The sequence below is a fragment of the Bifidobacterium apri genome, from assembly GCF_009299485.1.
Lineage (GTDB): Bacteria > Actinomycetota > Actinomycetes > Actinomycetales > Bifidobacteriaceae > Bifidobacterium > Bifidobacterium apri.
The window spans coordinates 91602-107277 of the sequence record NZ_WBSO01000004.1; the positions used below are offsets into that span (position 1 = coordinate 91602).

General features: G+C 60.7%; 11 protein-coding genes. 3 read left to right on the forward strand and 8 right to left on the reverse strand.

Going from position 1 to position 15676, the window contains the following annotated elements; all coding sequences use genetic code 11:
• The first annotated feature begins 146 nt into the window (after positions 1–146).
• Positions 147–1634 (forward strand): putative ABC transporter permease, encoded by a 1488-nt coding sequence (locus tag DSM100238_RS04200; RefSeq protein ID WP_152355456.1) that lies wholly within the window; start codon positions 147–149, stop codon positions 1632–1634.
• 152 nt (positions 1635–1786) lie between these two features.
• Here DSM100238_RS04200 and DSM100238_RS04205 read toward each other — a convergent pair whose 3' ends face one another.
• The 5 genes from DSM100238_RS04205 to nrdH all read right to left on the reverse strand — a co-directional run bounded on the left by DSM100238_RS04205 (position 1787) and on the right by nrdH (position 7356).
• Positions 1787–2665 carry a type II secretion system protein gene (locus DSM100238_RS04205; RefSeq protein ID WP_152355457.1) on the reverse strand — a complete coding sequence of 293 codons (879 nt, stop codon included), beginning with the start codon at positions 2663–2665 and terminating at the stop codon, positions 1787–1789.
• A 351-nt stretch (positions 2666–3016) separates the two neighbouring features.
• Positions 3017–4012 (reverse strand): class 1b ribonucleoside-diphosphate reductase subunit beta, encoded by a 996-nt coding sequence (nrdF, locus tag DSM100238_RS04210; protein ID WP_205730688.1) that lies wholly within the window; start codon positions 4010–4012, stop codon positions 3017–3019.
• A gap of 192 nt (positions 4013–4204) precedes the next feature.
• A complete protein-coding gene (gene nrdE, locus DSM100238_RS04215; RefSeq protein ID WP_152355458.1) occupies positions 4205–6373 on the reverse strand; it encodes a class 1b ribonucleoside-diphosphate reductase subunit alpha in 2169 nt (722 codons plus the stop codon).
• Between the two features lie 75 nt (positions 6374–6448).
• The gene (gene nrdI, locus DSM100238_RS04220; protein ID WP_152355459.1) at positions 6449–7075 is read right to left on the reverse strand and encodes a class Ib ribonucleoside-diphosphate reductase assembly flavoprotein NrdI; all 627 of its coding nucleotides are present in this window, start codon (positions 7073–7075) and stop codon (positions 6449–6451) included.
• Positions 7072–7356: a glutaredoxin-like protein NrdH gene (nrdH, locus tag DSM100238_RS04225; RefSeq protein WP_152355460.1), complete on the reverse strand. Its 285-nt coding sequence runs from the start codon at positions 7354–7356 to the stop codon at positions 7072–7074. Before nrdH ends, nrdI begins: the two co-directional genes overlap by 4 nt.
• Positions 7357–7845: 489 nt before the next feature.
• Here nrdH and gndA point away from each other — a divergent pair, with 489 nt between their 5' ends.
• Positions 7846–9300, forward strand: coding sequence for an NADP-dependent phosphogluconate dehydrogenase (gene gndA / locus DSM100238_RS04230; protein ID WP_152355461.1), 1455 nt, complete (start codon positions 7846–7848; stop codon positions 9298–9300).
• Positions 9301–10462: 1162 nt separating this feature from the next.
• Here gndA and pgl read toward each other — a convergent pair.
• Positions 10463–11266 (reverse strand): 6-phosphogluconolactonase, encoded by an 804-nt coding sequence (pgl, locus tag DSM100238_RS04235; protein WP_152355462.1) that lies wholly within the window; start codon positions 11264–11266, stop codon positions 10463–10465.
• A gap of 491 nt (positions 11267–11757) precedes the next feature.
• Between pgl and DSM100238_RS04240 the strand changes: the two genes are divergently transcribed.
• Positions 11758–12690, forward strand: coding sequence for a glycoside hydrolase family 113 (locus DSM100238_RS04240; RefSeq protein ID WP_152355463.1), 933 nt, complete (start codon positions 11758–11760; stop codon positions 12688–12690).
• A gap of 133 nt (positions 12691–12823) precedes the next feature.
• Here DSM100238_RS04240 and DSM100238_RS04245 read toward each other — a convergent pair whose 3' ends face one another.
• The gene (locus DSM100238_RS04245; protein ID WP_152355464.1) at positions 12824–13807 is read right to left on the reverse strand and encodes a glucose-6-phosphate dehydrogenase assembly protein OpcA; all 984 of its coding nucleotides are present in this window, start codon (positions 13805–13807) and stop codon (positions 12824–12826) included.
• On the reverse strand, positions 13804–15342 hold the full coding sequence (zwf, locus tag DSM100238_RS04250; RefSeq protein ID WP_152355465.1) for a glucose-6-phosphate dehydrogenase: 1539 nt from the start codon (positions 15340–15342) through the stop codon (positions 13804–13806). The genes DSM100238_RS04245 and zwf overlap by 4 nt, the downstream gene beginning before the upstream one ends.
• Between the last annotated feature and the right edge of the window lie 334 nt (positions 15343–15676).

Consider the following 15676-nt stretch of genomic DNA (forward strand, 5'->3'; position numbering starts at 1 on the left):
GTTTGTCCGGCAGGGCGCGCATGTGCCGCATGGTGCGGGCCGGGCTGATGTTACGTTAGAACCAGATATGTTGACAACAATGCATCGTGGCGACGCACGGGTCCTTGCGGATTTCGGTTGGGCGATTGGTTGGACAGGAGAAGCGCATGACAGGAACTGATAATGCCGGTCTTCAATCGGCGGGCGTGGGCGAGCCGGCACCGGCGCGTGATGCGAGCAACACCACACACGCAGGTGATACCGCCGGGAAGGGCGATAACTCCGGCGAAGCGCGCACTTCCACCGCAGCTGATGCTTCCGTCGCGAGCATCTCGACTGCGGCCAGCACCCCCGCAGTTCACACACCCAGCACCCCCTCCGGCCTGTCCGCAGTATCCGGCGCGATTGCGGCGCTGACGGTTACCGCTGCCGAGCGTGAAGCGACAGCAACCCAATTGAACGCCGACGAGGAATCATCGCAGCTGCTCGACAACGGCAAACACACCCTGCCGTTCATCACCCGCTTGTACGGCGGCCTGGTCATGGTGCTCGGCGTGTGCACCATCCCGCTGATCATCTACGAACTCACCTACAGCATCCGCCAGATTCTCGACGGCAAGGTCACCATCGATGCGCTTGCGCTGCCGTTCATCCTTTCCTGCGTCGAAGTGGTTGTGCTGATCGCCGACGCCGCATGCATGGCGGTGTTCGGCATCCAATTGCTGCGCAGCCGCCGGCATCATGCCGCCCGCTGGGCTTACGCGCTGATGCCGCTCACCTTGGCGCATGGCATGTTGTCGCTTGCGTTGGAAGGGTTTGGCACCAACCTGCTCGGTCCGTTCATCCAGATGACTATCCTGGTCGCCCTGTCGGTGACGCTGGACCCGGCGCTGTTGCAGGAACGCCAGCTGCAATGGCATCTCAAACGTATGGACGACCGCGAGGCGTATGACAAGGCCGTCCAAGAGGATATGCTCGGCCGCGACCAGAGTGGCAAAGGCTATATTTCCCTTGACTATTTCAATATTTTCTGGCTGTTTGTCGTCGGTTGCGTGGTGGGGCTGATTATCGAGACCATCTACCATTTTGTGCTTGTGCACGAATATCAGGATCGCGCGGGTCTGCTTTGGGGGCCGTTCTCTCCGATTTATGGTTGCGGTGCGGTGATTCTGACCGTGTGCTTGAACCGGTTGTGGCGTAAGAACGCGGTGCTGATTTTCTTCGCGAGTGCGGTGATCGGCGGTGCGTTCGAGTTCTTCGTCAGTTGGTTCATGGAGGCGGCGTTCGGCATCACTGCGTGGGATTACACCGGTCAATGGTTGTCTATCGGCGGGCGCACGTCGGGCAAATATATGGTGTTTTGGGGGTTGCTCGGGTTGGCGTGGATTAAGTTCGTGCTGCCGTACCTGTTGCGTCTGATCAACAGGATTCCGTGGAAGATCAGGTATTCGTTGACTGCGGTGTGCACGGTGTTGATGCTGGTTGACATCGTGATGACGCTGATGGCGCTGGACTGCTGGTACAGCCGCGTTTCTGGCGTGCCGCAGAACGCCCCGGTCACGCAGTTCTTCGCCCAGCATTTCGATGATGCGTATATGCAGCACCGGTTCCAGACCATGACCATCGACCCGTCGAAGTCCGGGCGTATTGCCTGACTTCGACGGATCTGTGGCTGCGGATTCCGCGAGTTGCGCGGTGGCCGCTCGTGCGTGCCTGGAGCATGTCCGAAGACAGCCGATGGCGCGCCGGGAGTCGGTTAGCCGTCGTTGGCGTGGCCAGCACTGTTCACGACAGCCGCGATTGGCGGTCAGTTGCCGTACAGATGGTAATACAGCTCAAGATCGCAGTAGGTGATTCCTGTCTCCTTCTCGGTGGTGGTGCCGCCTCCGGAGCCGCCTCTGCCCGGATTCTTGCCTTTGTTCTTTCCGGGATTCCACGGCAGCCAGCCGCCCCAGTCCCGGTCTCCGCCCCAGCCGAAGGGACTTCCCCACAGCGTCGGGTGGGGCAGCATGATCGTTCCGACAGTTCCGTAGCGCCACCGGCCGTTGTGTCCGTTCGTCTTCGTGGTTGTTTTGGACGTTGAGCCCTCGGTGTCTTGGGATGACGCCGGTATATGGTCCGGGTTCTGTTCCTTGGACAGTTGCCCGGTCGCGGAATCGTAGACATAATACACGTCGAGATTGTTGCTGTTCGTGGCGTAGATGCGGTAGTTCTGGCCGTTGTAGACGCCGTAATCGCCAGTCTGCTTATCGGGCGTGTATGGGATGGTGTTGCCGTCCTTGTCTACGAAAGCGGTTCCTGGCGTGTAGCACAGCGAGATGTTGGGCGACATGGTGAGCTGGATATCCGAGGTGGTATTGGTGCCGGCTTCCTGATCGAATGTTTTCAACGTGTAGATGCGGCCATTGGGGCTTGCTTTGCGTTCAAAGCTCGGGGGCAGTTTTCCGCCGAGCTCCGAGCTGTAGGTTTCGATGACGCTTGACGCGTTTTTCACATCAGACAGGGTCGCGGCGTTCCACGCTGCTTTGCGGGAGCCCGTGTAGACCGGTACTGCGATGGCGGCGAGGATGCCGATGATAATGACGACGGTCAGAAGCTCGACTAGGGTGTACCCCAGTTGCGAGTGGGTGCTGCGATAGGTTCTGGGCGTGCCCGAACCTCGACGAATGACGGTGATACTGCTCATACCGCGCTATTCTCTTTCTTCTGTTATCAGCTTCCGCCTGCGGAGGCTGTCTCTCTTCATCTGCCGGGATACTTCGATATATCTTTCGGCGAGTTGTGACATCTTCCAGTCGGATGCGTTGACCGGAAGATATCAATATTGAAATAATTATATGCTTGCTTGCGCGTTCTATATTCGCAGGTCGCAGCGTGAGCGCCATCACATATGTTCCCGGCGTGTCGAGGGTTCCTGAAGGGTGCACCCGGAGAACACCGATGGCGCATCCAGGAACACGATTGTTCTGGATGCGCCATCGGTTGAGGGTTGACGAGACGGATTCCGACGTTCGGAATCCGACTTTTTGATTCCGACCTAGAAATCCCAATCGTCGTCGTCGGTTTCCTCGGCCTTGCCCATCACGTAGGACGAGCCTGAACCGGAGAAGAAATCGTGGTTTTCGTTCGCCGAAGGTGACAGCGCAGCCAGGATTTCCGGGCTCACCTGGGTTTCCTCGGCGGTGAAGCGTGTGGGGTAGCCGAGGTTCATGAGTGCCTTGTTCGCGTTATATCGCACGAACGCAAGCACATCGGGCAGGAAGTCGAAGCCCGCGTACACGTCCTTGGAATACTCGATTTCCAGCTCGTAGAGGCGGTCGAGCAGGTCCATCGTGAAGTCGTGCAGCATCTGCTGGTCTTCGGCGCTGCGGGTCTCAAGTCCGCGCTGGAACTTGTAGCCTGAATAATACCCGTGGATCGCCTTGTCTCGAAGAATGAGACGAATCATATCAGCGGTGTTCATCATGGTGCCGCGGGCTGCGAAATACAGCGGCAGATAGAAACCCGCGTACAACAGCAACGACGACAGCAGCGTGGCGGCGACCTTGCGTTTGAGCGGGTCGTCGCTTTCATACTGTTCGAGCACGGTATCGACGCGCTCCTGCAGGATGTCGTTGCCCACGGCCCAACGGTACGCTTCATCAATCTGCTCGCTGGAGCACAAGGTGGAGAAAATTGACGAGTACGAACGTGCGTGAATGGACTGCATGAACGCGATATTCGTGTACACCGCCTGCTCGTGTTCGGTGCGCGCGTGCTCAATCTGGCAGATCTCGCCGATGGTGGCCTGCGTGGTATCAAGCAGCGTGAGACCGGTGAACACGCGCACGGTAGTGGTGCGCTCGCGTTCACTCAGCGCGCGCCAGTTGGGCACGTCGTTGGAGAGCGGCACCTTCTCCGGCAGCCAGAAGTTGGCGACGAGTCGATTCCATACTTCGAGATCCTTGTCATCGATGATGCGGTTCCAGTTGATGGGCCGCACGCGCGAACCGTGATGGTACCGGTATTGCGCCGGGGTGATGGACGCGTCCATCATCGCGTCATCGGCGATGCGGACAGTGCGGTGCGCTGTCGGTACGGTTGCGTCTGGCGTTGCGGCGCTCGGCACGGTTGCGCGGATTGTTGTGGTGTTGATCATGATGGTCCTTCGGTTCGCAGTGACGTTCGGTGACTTGGATTTCGGTGACGGGAATTGTCGATGGCAGGGACTTGGCGATTGCGCGTTTCACAGCGTGCAGCTGACGCATCCCTCCACATCCGTTCCTTCAAGCGCCTGCTGGCGGATGCGGATGTAATACAGCGTCTTGATGCCTTTGCGCCACGCGTAGATCTGCGCTTTGTTGAGGTCGCGTGTTGTGGCGGTGTCGGGGAAGAACAGTGTGAGCGACAGCCCCTGGTCCACGTGCTTCGTGGCTTCGGCATACGTGTCGATGATCGCCTTCCAGCCGATGGTGTACGCATCCTCAAACAAGCCGAGGTTCTCGTTGGTCATGTATGGCGCGGGATAGTACACGCGGCCGGTTTTGCCTTCCTTGCGGATTTCGATGCGCGCGGCGATCGGGTGGATCGAGCTCGTGGAATGGTTGATGTACGAAATCGACCCGGTTGGCGGCACAGCCTGCAAGTAGGCGTTGTAGATGCCGTCGCGCAGCACGTCGGTTTGCAAGGCACGCCAATCATCGGACGAAGGAATCGCTACGCCGAATCGGGCGAACAGCTTGCGCACGGTATCGGTCCGCGGTTCGGTGCGATAGGTGCCGTCGATGTACTTGTCGAAATAATTGCCGTCGCCGGCAGGTTTGGCGTACGCGCTGTCGGCGAACCCTGCGAATCGTGTGCCGCGTTCGACGGCGATCTCGTGCGAAGTGTGGTAGGCGTGGTAGGCGACGGTCAGGAAATACATATCCGTGAAATCGAGCGCCTCATCACTGCCGTAACGCAGGCCCTCGCGGCCGAGGAAACCATGCAGGTTCATCTGTCCTAAGCCGATCGCGTGGCTTTCCTCGTTGCCGCGCCGGATGGATGGCACGCAATCAAGCCGTGTGTGGTCGCTGACTGAGGTGAGCGCTCGCACGGCGGTTTCAACGCTCGCGGCGAGGCCACCGTCCATCGCCTTGGCGATATTGAGTGAGCCCAGATTGCAGGAGATATCGCGGCCCACATGCTCATACCCCAGATCTTCGCGGTAGGTGCTCGGCTCTTGCACCTGCAGGATTTCGGAGCACAGGTTGCTCATGGTCACCCGTCCGTCGATGGGGTTCGCGCGGTTGACGGTGTCTTCGAACAGCATGTACGGGTAGCCGGATTCGAATTGCAATTCGGCGAGTGTCATAAAGAATTCGCGCGCGTCAATATAGGTTTTACGAATGCGGTCATCGGCCACCATCTCGTCATAGCGTTCCGTCACCGAAATATCGGCGAAGGGCACGCCATAGACGCGTTCCACATCGTAAGGGCTGAACAGGGCCATACGCTCGCGACGTTTGGCCAGTTCGAAGGTGATGTCCGGAATCACCACGCCGAGGGCCAGCGATTTGATGCGGATTTTCTCGTCTGCGTTCTCGCGCTTGGTGTCGAGGAAGCGCATGATATCAGGGTGATGCGCGTTGAGATACACCGCGCCGGCGCCCTGGCGTGCCCCCAGCTGGTTCGCGTAGCTGAACGAATCCTCGAGCAGTTTCATAACCGGCACCACGCCGCTTGACTGGTGTTCGATGCGCTTGATCGGGGCGCCCGCCTCGCGCAGGTTCGTCAGCAGGAGCGCTACGCCGCCGCCGCGCTTGGACAGTTGCAGAGCCGCGTTGATACCGCGCGAAATCGACTCCATATTGTCTTCGATACGCAGCAGGAAGCAGCTCACCGCCTCACCGCGCTGCGCTTTGCCAAGATTCAGGAAGGTCGGCGTGGCGGGCTGGTAGCGGCCGGAAATGATGGCGTCTGCGTACTCGATCGCACGCTGCTCGTCACCGTCCGCAAGCTCCAGAGCGACAGCGGCACAACGCTGTGGGAAATCCTCCAGATACTGCGAGCCGTCGAAGGTTTTAAGCGCGTAGGACGCGTAGAACTTGAACGCGCCTAGGAAGGTCTCGAATATGAAGCCTTGATGTTCCACATGGTCATAGAAGCTGTCCAGAAAATCGTCCGAATACTGGTCAAAGACGTGACGGTCATAATAGCCGTTCGTCAGCAGGTAGTCGAGACGCTCGCGAGTGGAGGCGAACCGCATGGTACGTGGCTCAACTTGGTCGCGCATATACGCCTCAACCGCCTGATGGTCGGCGTCGAACCGGATGCGACCGTGGTCATCGACCAGGTTGAGCATTGCATTGAGGGCGTGATAATCGGGGGTTGCCGGCACAATGGCGAGTTGGGGCTGTGGTGCTGTTGTGGTCATCTTGGACTTTCTGATGTTGATTGATGTCTGATGGGGCTGTGGATGGGCTGTGGATGGTGGGTGAATGGATGGGAGTCAGTCGGCTCCTGCCGGTTTCGATGACGCGAGCTGCGAGAAGAAGCCGTGCAGGCCTTCGCGGACCTTGCGCATATCCTCCGGCGTGCCCGTCAGTTCGAAGGAGTACAGGAACGGCACGTGGCATTTGGCGGCGATCACGTCACCAGCGGCGCAGAACGCGTCGCCGAAATTCGTGTTGCCGGACGCGATGACCCCGCGCAGCTGACTGCGGTTGCCGCGGTCGTTGAGAAAGCGGCGAACCTGCGGCGGCAAGGCTTTCGAGATGTCGCCGCCGCCGTATGTTGGCACAACGATCACGAATGGTTCGTTGACAACCAGCGGGGCGTCTTTCGGGCGCAACGGGATGCGGTAGACGTTGATTCCGACTTCGGGCAGACGGCAGTGTGCGATGAACCGGGCGGTGTTCTCCGATGCCGAGGAGAAGTACACGACCGCGCCGATATGCGTGCCGATGGCGTTGGATTCCGGGGCGCTCGCGGATTGAGCCGGCTGCGCCTGTTCGTGTTGCGCTTGTTCTGCCGGTGTTAGTGCCGGTTCCGGCGTGCGCGGCGAGGCGATACGCGACTGTGGCGTAATCGCAGTGCTGCCGGGTATCGTGCCCGATATCGCTGGTGTTGCGGTCATGCCTGGTTCCCGTCGGTCGCGAGAGCGGGCTGAACGTTTGTATCGGCGGTTGTGAGCGTTCCAGCCAGCGCGTCGATAAGATCCGGCCTGTAGCCCGACCAGGCGGCATCCGGCGTGATCACGACGGGCGCCTGCCGGTATCCGGCGTGTATCAACTGGGTGAGCGTTTCCGGGTTCTCGCTCAAGTCAACGGTTTCGAATGCGATGCCCCGGTCGTGCAGACGACGTTTGGTCGCCTCGCATTGTTGGCATTGCGGTTTGGTGAACACGGTGATGGTCAACTGTCCTCCTTGGTCGAAAGCGTCGCCCGGCAGCGCGTCCGAGGCTGTCGTCCGAGGCTGTCGCGGTGGTGTCGGAACTGCTACGCTACACGACCACGCTGGAACGAAAAACCACCATCGCTAGTGGCGTGTCGAGCGTGTCGCCACTATATGTAGTGATTGCCGGAAGTCATCCATCACAGTCAAGAGAACGATTCCAGGGCGTGCGCGGGCGGGATGGCGACGGTATCGATCGGCATCCAAAATGTGAGGTATCCGACAAATACCCGATCCGGACTTGACAAGCCCGCACGCACGCGATGCTCTAGCCGCCAACTGCCATCCGCCAAGCGCCATCCGCAGTGCCGCTCTGGGCGTATTCGTGGAACGCGACAGGCGCTCCGCCCAAGCCTCGCGATAGACTGGCAGCTGACGTAGGCGGCGCAATCGCCGCTCCTGTGTATGAACGTGTCATCGGACCGTGTCATTGGATTTGGGAAAGGTAACGTAATGGCCGTAGAAGCTACAGCAAATATCGGCGTCGTCGGACTGGCGGCAATGGGCTCCAACCTCGCCCGCAACCTGGCGCATCACGGGAACACCGTCGCCGTGTACAACCGGCATTACGAGCGCACGGAAAAGCTCATCAACGAGCACGGCAACGAAGGCAAGTTCGTGCCGTCAAAGACCATCGAAGAGTTCGTCGCCTCGCTCAAGCGTCCGCGCACCGCAATCATCATGGTCAAGGCGGGCGGCCCGACCGACGCGGTGATCAACGAACTCGCTGACGCCATGGAGCCGGGTGACATCATCGTCGACGGCGGCAACTCCTACTTCGAAGACACCATCCGCCGCGAGAAGGAGATTCGCGCTCGCGGTCTTCACTTCGTCGGCTGCGGTGTGTCCGGCGGCGAGGAAGGCGCGCTCAACGGCCCGTCCCTTATGCCCGGCGGCACCGAGGAATCTTGGAAGACCCTCGGACCGATCCTCAAGTCCATCGCGGCTGTCGCTGAAGGTGAGCCGTGCGTTACGCATATCGGCGAGAACGGTGCCGGCCACTTCGTCAAGATGGTCCACAACGGCATCGAATACGCGGACATGCAGCTTATCGCGGAAAGCTACGATCTGATGCACCGCGGGCTCGGCATGGACGCCGCTGAGATTGGTGACGTGTTCGAGGAGTGGAACAAGACCGAACTGAACTCGTATCTGATTGAAATCACCGCTGAAGTGCTGCATCAGGTGGACGCGAAGACCGGCAAGGCGCTGGTGGACGTGATTGTTGACCGTGCAGGCATGAAGGGCACCGGCACATGGACCGTGCAGACCGCGCTGTCGCTTGCGATTCCGGTGACGGGCATCGCCGAAGCGGTGTTCGCGCGTGGCCTGTCCGGCATGTCCGAGCAGCGTGCCGAAGCGCAGAAGCAGCATCTCGCGGGCCCCGTGCAGAAGCTTGATGTCGCGCCGGCGGAGCGTGCCGCGTTCATTGAGGATATTCGCCACGCGTTGTATGCGTCGAAGATCGTCGCTTATGCGCAGGGCTTCGACGAGATTCAGGCCGGCGCCAAGGAGTACGGCTGGAATATTGATTTGGCTGCGGTGGCGCGGATTTGGCGTGGCGGCTGCATTATTCGCGCACAGTTCCTCAACCGCGTGTCTGAGGCGTTCGAATCCGGCGAGGCTGATATCTCGCTGCTGTTCGCCCCGTACTTCAAGGATGCGATCGCCAAGGCGCAGGATTCGTGGCGTCGCGTGGTCGCCAAGGCTGCGCTGAACGGCATGCCGACCCCGGCGTTCGCCAGCTCGCTGTCCTACTATGACGGCCTGCGTTCCGACCGTCTGCCTGCCGCCCTGATTCAGGGCCAGCGCGACTACTTCGGCGCGCACACTTACGGCCGCATCGACGAGCCGGGCGCCTTCCACACGTTGTGGGCCGAACCCGGCCGTCCCGAAATCACTGCGTGATTTCAGGACGGTAGGCACGGCCCGGTGGGCCGTGTCGAGGGTTCGGCTGCGGGGCGCGATAGTGCGCGCCGCAGTAAATATTGAGCCCGGCCGTAGGTCGGTCAATAATTGCAGGGCCGGAGGCGAGCCGGGCCGCGCCCTTGCAAATCAGATGCCTCCAAACTGGTTACGCTGACGACTCTCTCAGCGTAACCAGTTTGTGTAATTGGGTCGCCGTGGGCACCGGCAGCTGTTTGTCTTGATGTCGTTTTGCCTGCTGAACGTTGGCTGGCCCGGGAGTTTATGCTGATAGTCCTTGTCGTGCCCTAATCTCCCAGATTCTGCGGGAGTTTATGCTGATTTAGGTAATTCCTCGCTAAACTCCCGTGCCGGACGCGGGAGTTTACGAGAATCCGGCATTCTCATGCATGATTTCCCAACAAGAACGTTGGAATTCCGCGATTCTCAAAAATCGGCCTCAAAGCCGTTTTGGGGAGAACTCCGCCAGATTCATGCTTTCGCCCTAAACTCCCGCGAATATCCGGGGGTTCGGCGTCTTGTGGTGATTCGTGACGGGCTCCAGCAGCTGTGAGACGCGCCTGCAATCGGCACGCCCGCGTCCGCAATACACACCGACATCGGAACGGCATCCAAACGATATCCGATATCCAAAGAGCGCTGGCAGCGTTCCTTCTCGCCCAATCAATCTCAGTGTCTTTCGATTCAACCCGTCGCGAGATCGCTGGAACAGTCAACATCTCGCGACCGAACGCCATCTGATGGACTCTTCGAGATTCAGCGCCCAGGCTGCCTATCGTGCGTCTCGAAATCGTTGGGATTCTAAGGCTCTTACGGAACCGGTCGCGCAGGCGGCTATGCCGATTGCGCAAGCGCTCGAGGAATCAACCTCTTCCGTCGGGTTTGCGGACCGACATCTGAAGAATCGCGATGTGAGCTTTCGCGATGTGAGCCTTTTGGGTCGGGATGTTCGGATTCTCACCAACTGGTTGCGCTTATTGGTCTCTCGGCGTAGCTAGTTTGTGGGGATCAGATGTGAGCCTTTTGGGTCGGGATGTTCGGATTCTCACCAACTGGTTGCGCTTATTGGTCTCTCAGTGTAGCCAGTTTGTGAGAAACGGACGTGAGCGATTCGCAAACGATTCGCAAACGATTCGCAAGCGCCTTACAGTTGCGCAGCCGCGTCGGGCGTGGTGAACCAGACGAGTTCGCCGGTGGCGTCCGCGAAGGATGATGGCCAAGCGGGGTCATTGCGTGTAGCGAACACGTGGGCGAGCGCGTCGGCTTTTCCGGCGCCGGCGGTCAGGAACCACATGCGGCGCGTCTGGGCGAGCAGCGGGGCGGTCATGCTCAGGCGCAGCGGCGGCATCTTGGGGGAGTGGTTCACGCCGACGACCAGTCGGTCTGCGATGGACACCTCGGCATGCCCCGGGAACAGCGATGCATAATGACCGTCCGGCCCCATGCCCATCACGGCGATATCCATCACCGGTACGGCACCCAGCTCACGGGTCAGCTCGCGTTCGTATGCGCGCGCCGCCTTGTCGAGCAGTGTGTCGGTCGTCGCGTCGTCTGCCGCTGCGATATCCGCAGCATTTCGCGTATCTGCGGCCATCTCGTGGATGTTGGACTCGGGCAGCCGCCCATCGGCGACAAGCCGGTCGAGCAGCATGCGGCGCGCCTGCAGTGCGTTGCGATCATTGTCGTCGGCGGCAACGAACCGCTCATCCGCCCACCACAAGTGCACGCGCGTCCAGTCGATGGTGTCGGTCAGCGGGTTGGATGCCATGTATTCCAACGCTTTGATGGTGTCTGAGCCGCCGGTGAGCGCCACGTCGACACGGTTGCGGGTTTTGCCGCCGTCGAGCCGTTCGCCGAGCATGTCGGCGATGGCGAGCAGCAGCCGTTGTGCTCCCGCTTGGGCGACTGCATCTTTGGTCGGGTATACCACGAGTGTGCGTTTGGCCATGATTCCTCCTGATTCGGCAATTCGGCGTGCCGGCATTCGTTTGGCGGGCGTGTTGTTGGATCTTCTTGCCAGCATAGTCGCCGCGCGGGAATCGGCGGCGCTGCATTGTGCCCGGTGGGTTTTCCGGCGTCCTGCCGTGCGTCCTGTTGTGCCATCGTTGGTGGTATTAATTCCTGATTTCGGCCTGTCGCAATAACTTAAGCGGTTATGCTTGGGAATGCGGACGGATACAAATGCGCAGGGATACGAAGCTGTGCGCGTCGGCCCGGCGATGCGAATGCACATCCGCTAGCGCTCGGCCTACGTGCTCGGGTTCAACTGGATGCACCCGGATATGTGCTTGGATGCACCCGGATGCGCGCTTGGAAGTACTGGGATTTGCCCGGCACACACTCAAGCGCCCGACGTGCCGTGTCGCCAGTCGCCCCTCGCGCCGAGCCCGCCCGACACAGCCCGCCCGCACAAGCGCCAGCACATCAAAGGAGAATCGTATGCTGCCCAAACAAATCCACGGCATCACCTTCGCCCCGTTCGCCCGCCGCGGCGAACTGTCCACTGCCCAGGCTTGCGAAAGCCTACGCATTATGAAGGAACGCACAGGCGCCAATATGGTGGTATTCGTACCGCTCGGCGCACAGGAACACCCGCAAAGCCAGCGCATCGACTACACCACGGACGCCACAATGTCCGACGCCGAACTCATCGACATGATGCACCTCGCCCGCAGCCTCGGCATGGCGGTCGGCCTCAAACCCACGGTCAACTGCACCGACGGTACGTGGCGCGCCTACATCAGCTTCTTTGACGAGGACGTAGTGTGCGAACCGAAGTGGAGCGTCTGGTTCGCTCAATATGAAGCGTTTCAGCGGCATTATGCTCGGCTCGCGCAGCAGGAGGGCGTAGACCTGTTCATCCCTGGCTGCGAAATGGTGATGAGTGAGCATCGCGAACAGCAGTGGCGGCAGATCATCGCCGCCGTGCGTGACTGTTATGACGGCCCGATCAGCTACAACACCGACAAATATCAGGAGCACAACGTGCGCTGGTGGGACGCATGCGACATGATTTCGGCGAGCGGCTACTACCCGATTGAGGATTGGCCTCGGCAGCTCGACCGCATCGAACAGGTCGTGAAGCGTTTCAGCAAGCCGTTCTTCTTCGCGGAAGCCGGCTGCATGTCCACCGCCGGATCGCAGCACATCCCCAACAGCTGGACGCTCGAAGGACCGGTCGATCTGCAAGCGCAGGCAGACTGGTATCGCAGCCTGTTCGACGCGATGGCCTCGCGCGACTGGATCCGCGGCTGCGTGCTGTGGAGCTGGCCGCCGGTCCTGTACAGCGCCGACGCTGCAGCCTCCGACCGCTACTACGAGTTCTACAACAAACCCGCCGAATCCGTAATCCGCGAGGCCTTCGCCCGCTGATTGGCGATGGGAGAGCGGATTGATTATGCCGCTACATACCAAGAACGCCCGGTCATACAACACTTGCCCATCAGTGCTATACGACCGGGCGTTCCTGAGCCAGCATGCCTTACGCGGCAGAAATCCGCCTGGCTCAGTGCGAAATCAGATCCCAGCCCTTGTTGATGACGTCCGCGTAGACCTCGTCGGGGTCCATTCGGCGCAGCTCCTCGGTCAGGCAGTCTTCGAGCGTACGCACCGGCACGCTGATCGGCTGCGGGGTCTGCCCGGGAACGCTGATGATCGACTGGTCCTCGTGCGGGCGTTCCAGCGACAGCACGCCGCCGTCCTCGCGGGTCAGATACACGCCGGTGACGGCCTCAGCGTTCTCGTCGGCCTCGAAATCAACCGGCACGTTGAGCTTGAGCTGCAACCATGCGCGCAAGAGGTCCGCTGGCAGAAAATCGCTTGGCGCGATGACGCGAGCGTGCACAATCGGGATGTGCGGCGGCTGATCGACCATGGAGGCGAGCATGGCACGCCACACGGTCAGGCGTGTCCACGACAGGTCCACATCCTGGGCGGACCAGTTGCGGCGGAGCCGTTCGATGGTGGCTTCCGGGTTGCTGGAACGCATCGCGTCTGTGATGCGGCTGGACGCCATGGCGCCCAGAGAATCCTTCGACGGGTTGGACGGCGGGTTCGTCGGCCACCAGGCCACGACCGGCGCGTCCGGCACGAGCAACGGGATGACCAGCGTGTCGAGGTGATTGATCAGGCCGTTGCGCGGGCGAAGCACAATCACTTCGCCGGCGCCGGCGTCCGCGCCGAATCGTACTTGCGCGTCGAGATTGGATTCATCAGCCGCGTCGGCGTCGGAAGCTTGGGCGGTCGTCTCGTCGGCAGGTGCTCCGGAGGCGGCATTCACCTGCGTGTTCGGCACAATCGCAATCACGCGGCAAGGATGCTCGCGGCTTGCCGCATTCGCGACTTCCAGCGAGTTCTCAAGCTCGGCGTCGTCGGTACGGATCAGCAGCGTGAGTACGCGCCCGGTCGCTGACTCGCCGCGTTCCTCATGCAGCTCGTCGATTTTCGCGGAGATTTCGCGGGTTCGAGTATTAGGCAGGTCGATAATCATGGCATCCTCCAATGGCGGCCGTCACGGGCCAGCATCTCATCGGCTTCCGTCGGGCCCCACGTGCCGGCGCGGTACGGCTGCGGCTGGCCGAGCGTCGACCAGAACTGTTCAATCGGATCGAGGATCTTCCAGCTCAAATCCACTTCCTCAGTGGTCGGGAATAGCGGCGGATCGCCCAACAGCACGTCAAGAATCAGACGTTCATAAGCTTCCGGGGAGCTTTCAGTGAAGGAACGGCCATAGCTGAAGTCCATGGATACGTCACGCACTTCCATCGCGGAGCCGCCGGGGACTTTCGCGCCGAATCGCATGGTCACGCCCTCATCCGGCTGCACGCGGATCACGACCGCATTGCTGCCCAGCTCGCGGACCGCGGTCTGTTCGAACGGCAGGTGCGGGGCGCGCTTGAACACGACGGCGATTTCGGTGACGCGCTTGCCCAGACGCTTGCCGGTACGCAGGTAGAACGGGACGCCGGCCCAACGGCGGGTGTCCACATCGAGACGGATCGCAGCATACGTTTCCGTGGTGCTTGACTTGTCGATGCCTTTCTCGTCCAGATAGCCGACCACCTCGTGCGAACCCTGCCAGCCGCGAGCGTACTGGCCGCGGGCCGTATTGGCGCGCAGATCCTTGGGCAGGCGGACGGCGGAGAGCACTTTGGTTTTCTCGGCTGTCAGATCCTGCGCAGAGAAGCTGACCGGCTCCTCCATCGCGGTGAGCGCCATAAGCTGCAGCAGATGATTCTGGATGACGTCGCGTGCAGCGCCGATGCCGTCATAGTAACCGGCGCGGCCGCCGATGCCGATATCCTCGGCCATCGTGATCTGCACGTGATCCACATAGTTGGAGTTCCAGATCGGCTCGTACATTTCGTTCGCGAAGCGCAGCGCGAGAATGTTCTGTACGGTTTCCTTGCCGAGATAATGGTCGATGCGGAACACCGAGCTCGGGTCGAAGACTTCAGAAACCACGCGGTCCAGTTCCTTGGCGCTCTGCAGGTCGTGGCCGAACGGCTTTTCGATGATGACGCGCCGCCATGCGCCTTCGCTGGAGCGTGACAGGCCGGATGCGGCGAGTTGCTTGGATACGAGCGGGAATGCGCGCGGCGGTACTGACATGTAGAAGGCGTGGTTGCCTTGCGTGCCGCGGTCGCGGTCAAGCTCCTGCACGGTGTTGCTCAGCCGTTCGAATGCGGCGGGATCGTCGAAAGTGCCTTGTACGAAGCGGATGCCCTTGGCGAGGTTCTCCCACGTGGATTCCTTGAACGGGGTGCGGCAGCGGGCTTTGACTGCTGTTTTGACGAATTCGATGAAATGCTCGTTGGTCCAGTCGCGTCGGGCGAAGCCGGTCAGTCCGAAGCTCGGCGGCAGCAGGCCGCGGTTTGCCAGGTCGTATACGGCTGGCAGGAGCTTCTTCTGAGCCAGATCACCGGTCACGCCGAAAATCACCAGGCTGCATGGGCCGGCGATGCGCGGAAGACGCAGGTCGCGCGGGTCGCGCAGCGGGTTGGTCCAGGTTGGTGTGTTGCTCATGCCTCCATCGTACTTGCCGGGGGTCACGAGCCAAGCGATTGTCCGCGGTATGATGCGGATTTCACGACTGGCGTATCGATTGCGGCGGACAGGTGGGTGTGATGGTGGCGGTGACGGTGGGAGCGGTGACGGTGGGTTTTCCCGTTGGCAGTGAGCGGCAGTGACGGTGGTGGTGCGGGTTGATGGACGCGGGGCGGCAGTATGGTTCGATCGATGTTCGACGATGTTCGATGAGATACCGCCCTGCTGTGTGACGGTTTGGTCGCATGGCTGACGGATACCTGCGGATTCCAGTCGTGTCATAGGGCAATCGCTCTGCTGTGTGACTGACGAG

What these genes read in the sequence shown, in the direction of transcription:
- DSM100238_RS04200 (WP_152355456.1), top strand. Translation starts at nt 147, where the DNA reads ATGACAGGAACTGATAATGCCGGTCTTCAATCGGCGGGCGTGGGCGAG.
- DSM100238_RS04205 (WP_152355457.1), bottom strand. Translation starts at nt 2,665, where the DNA reads ATGAGCAGTATCACCGTCATTCGTCGAGGTTCGGGCACGCCCAGAACC.
- nrdF (WP_205730688.1), bottom strand. Translation starts at nt 4,012, where the DNA reads ATGGACGCGTCCATCACCCCGGCGCAATACCGGTACCATCACGGTTCG.
- nrdE (WP_152355458.1), bottom strand. Translation starts at nt 6,373, where the DNA reads ATGACCACAACAGCACCACAGCCCCAACTCGCCATTGTGCCGGCAACC.
- nrdI (WP_152355459.1), bottom strand. Translation starts at nt 7,075, where the DNA reads ATGACCGCAACACCAGCGATATCGGGCACGATACCCGGCAGCACTGCG.
- gndA (WP_152355461.1), top strand. Translation starts at nt 7,846, where the DNA reads ATGGCCGTAGAAGCTACAGCAAATATCGGCGTCGTCGGACTGGCGGCA.
- pgl (WP_152355462.1), bottom strand. Translation starts at nt 11,266, where the DNA reads ATGGCCAAACGCACACTCGTGGTATACCCGACCAAAGATGCAGTCGCC.
- DSM100238_RS04240 (WP_152355463.1), top strand. Translation starts at nt 11,758, where the DNA reads ATGCTGCCCAAACAAATCCACGGCATCACCTTCGCCCCGTTCGCCCGC.
- DSM100238_RS04245 (WP_152355464.1), bottom strand. Translation starts at nt 13,807, where the DNA reads ATGATTATCGACCTGCCTAATACTCGAACCCGCGAAATCTCCGCGAAA.
- zwf (WP_152355465.1), bottom strand. Translation starts at nt 15,342, where the DNA reads ATGAGCAACACACCAACCTGGACCAACCCGCTGCGCGACCCGCGCGAC.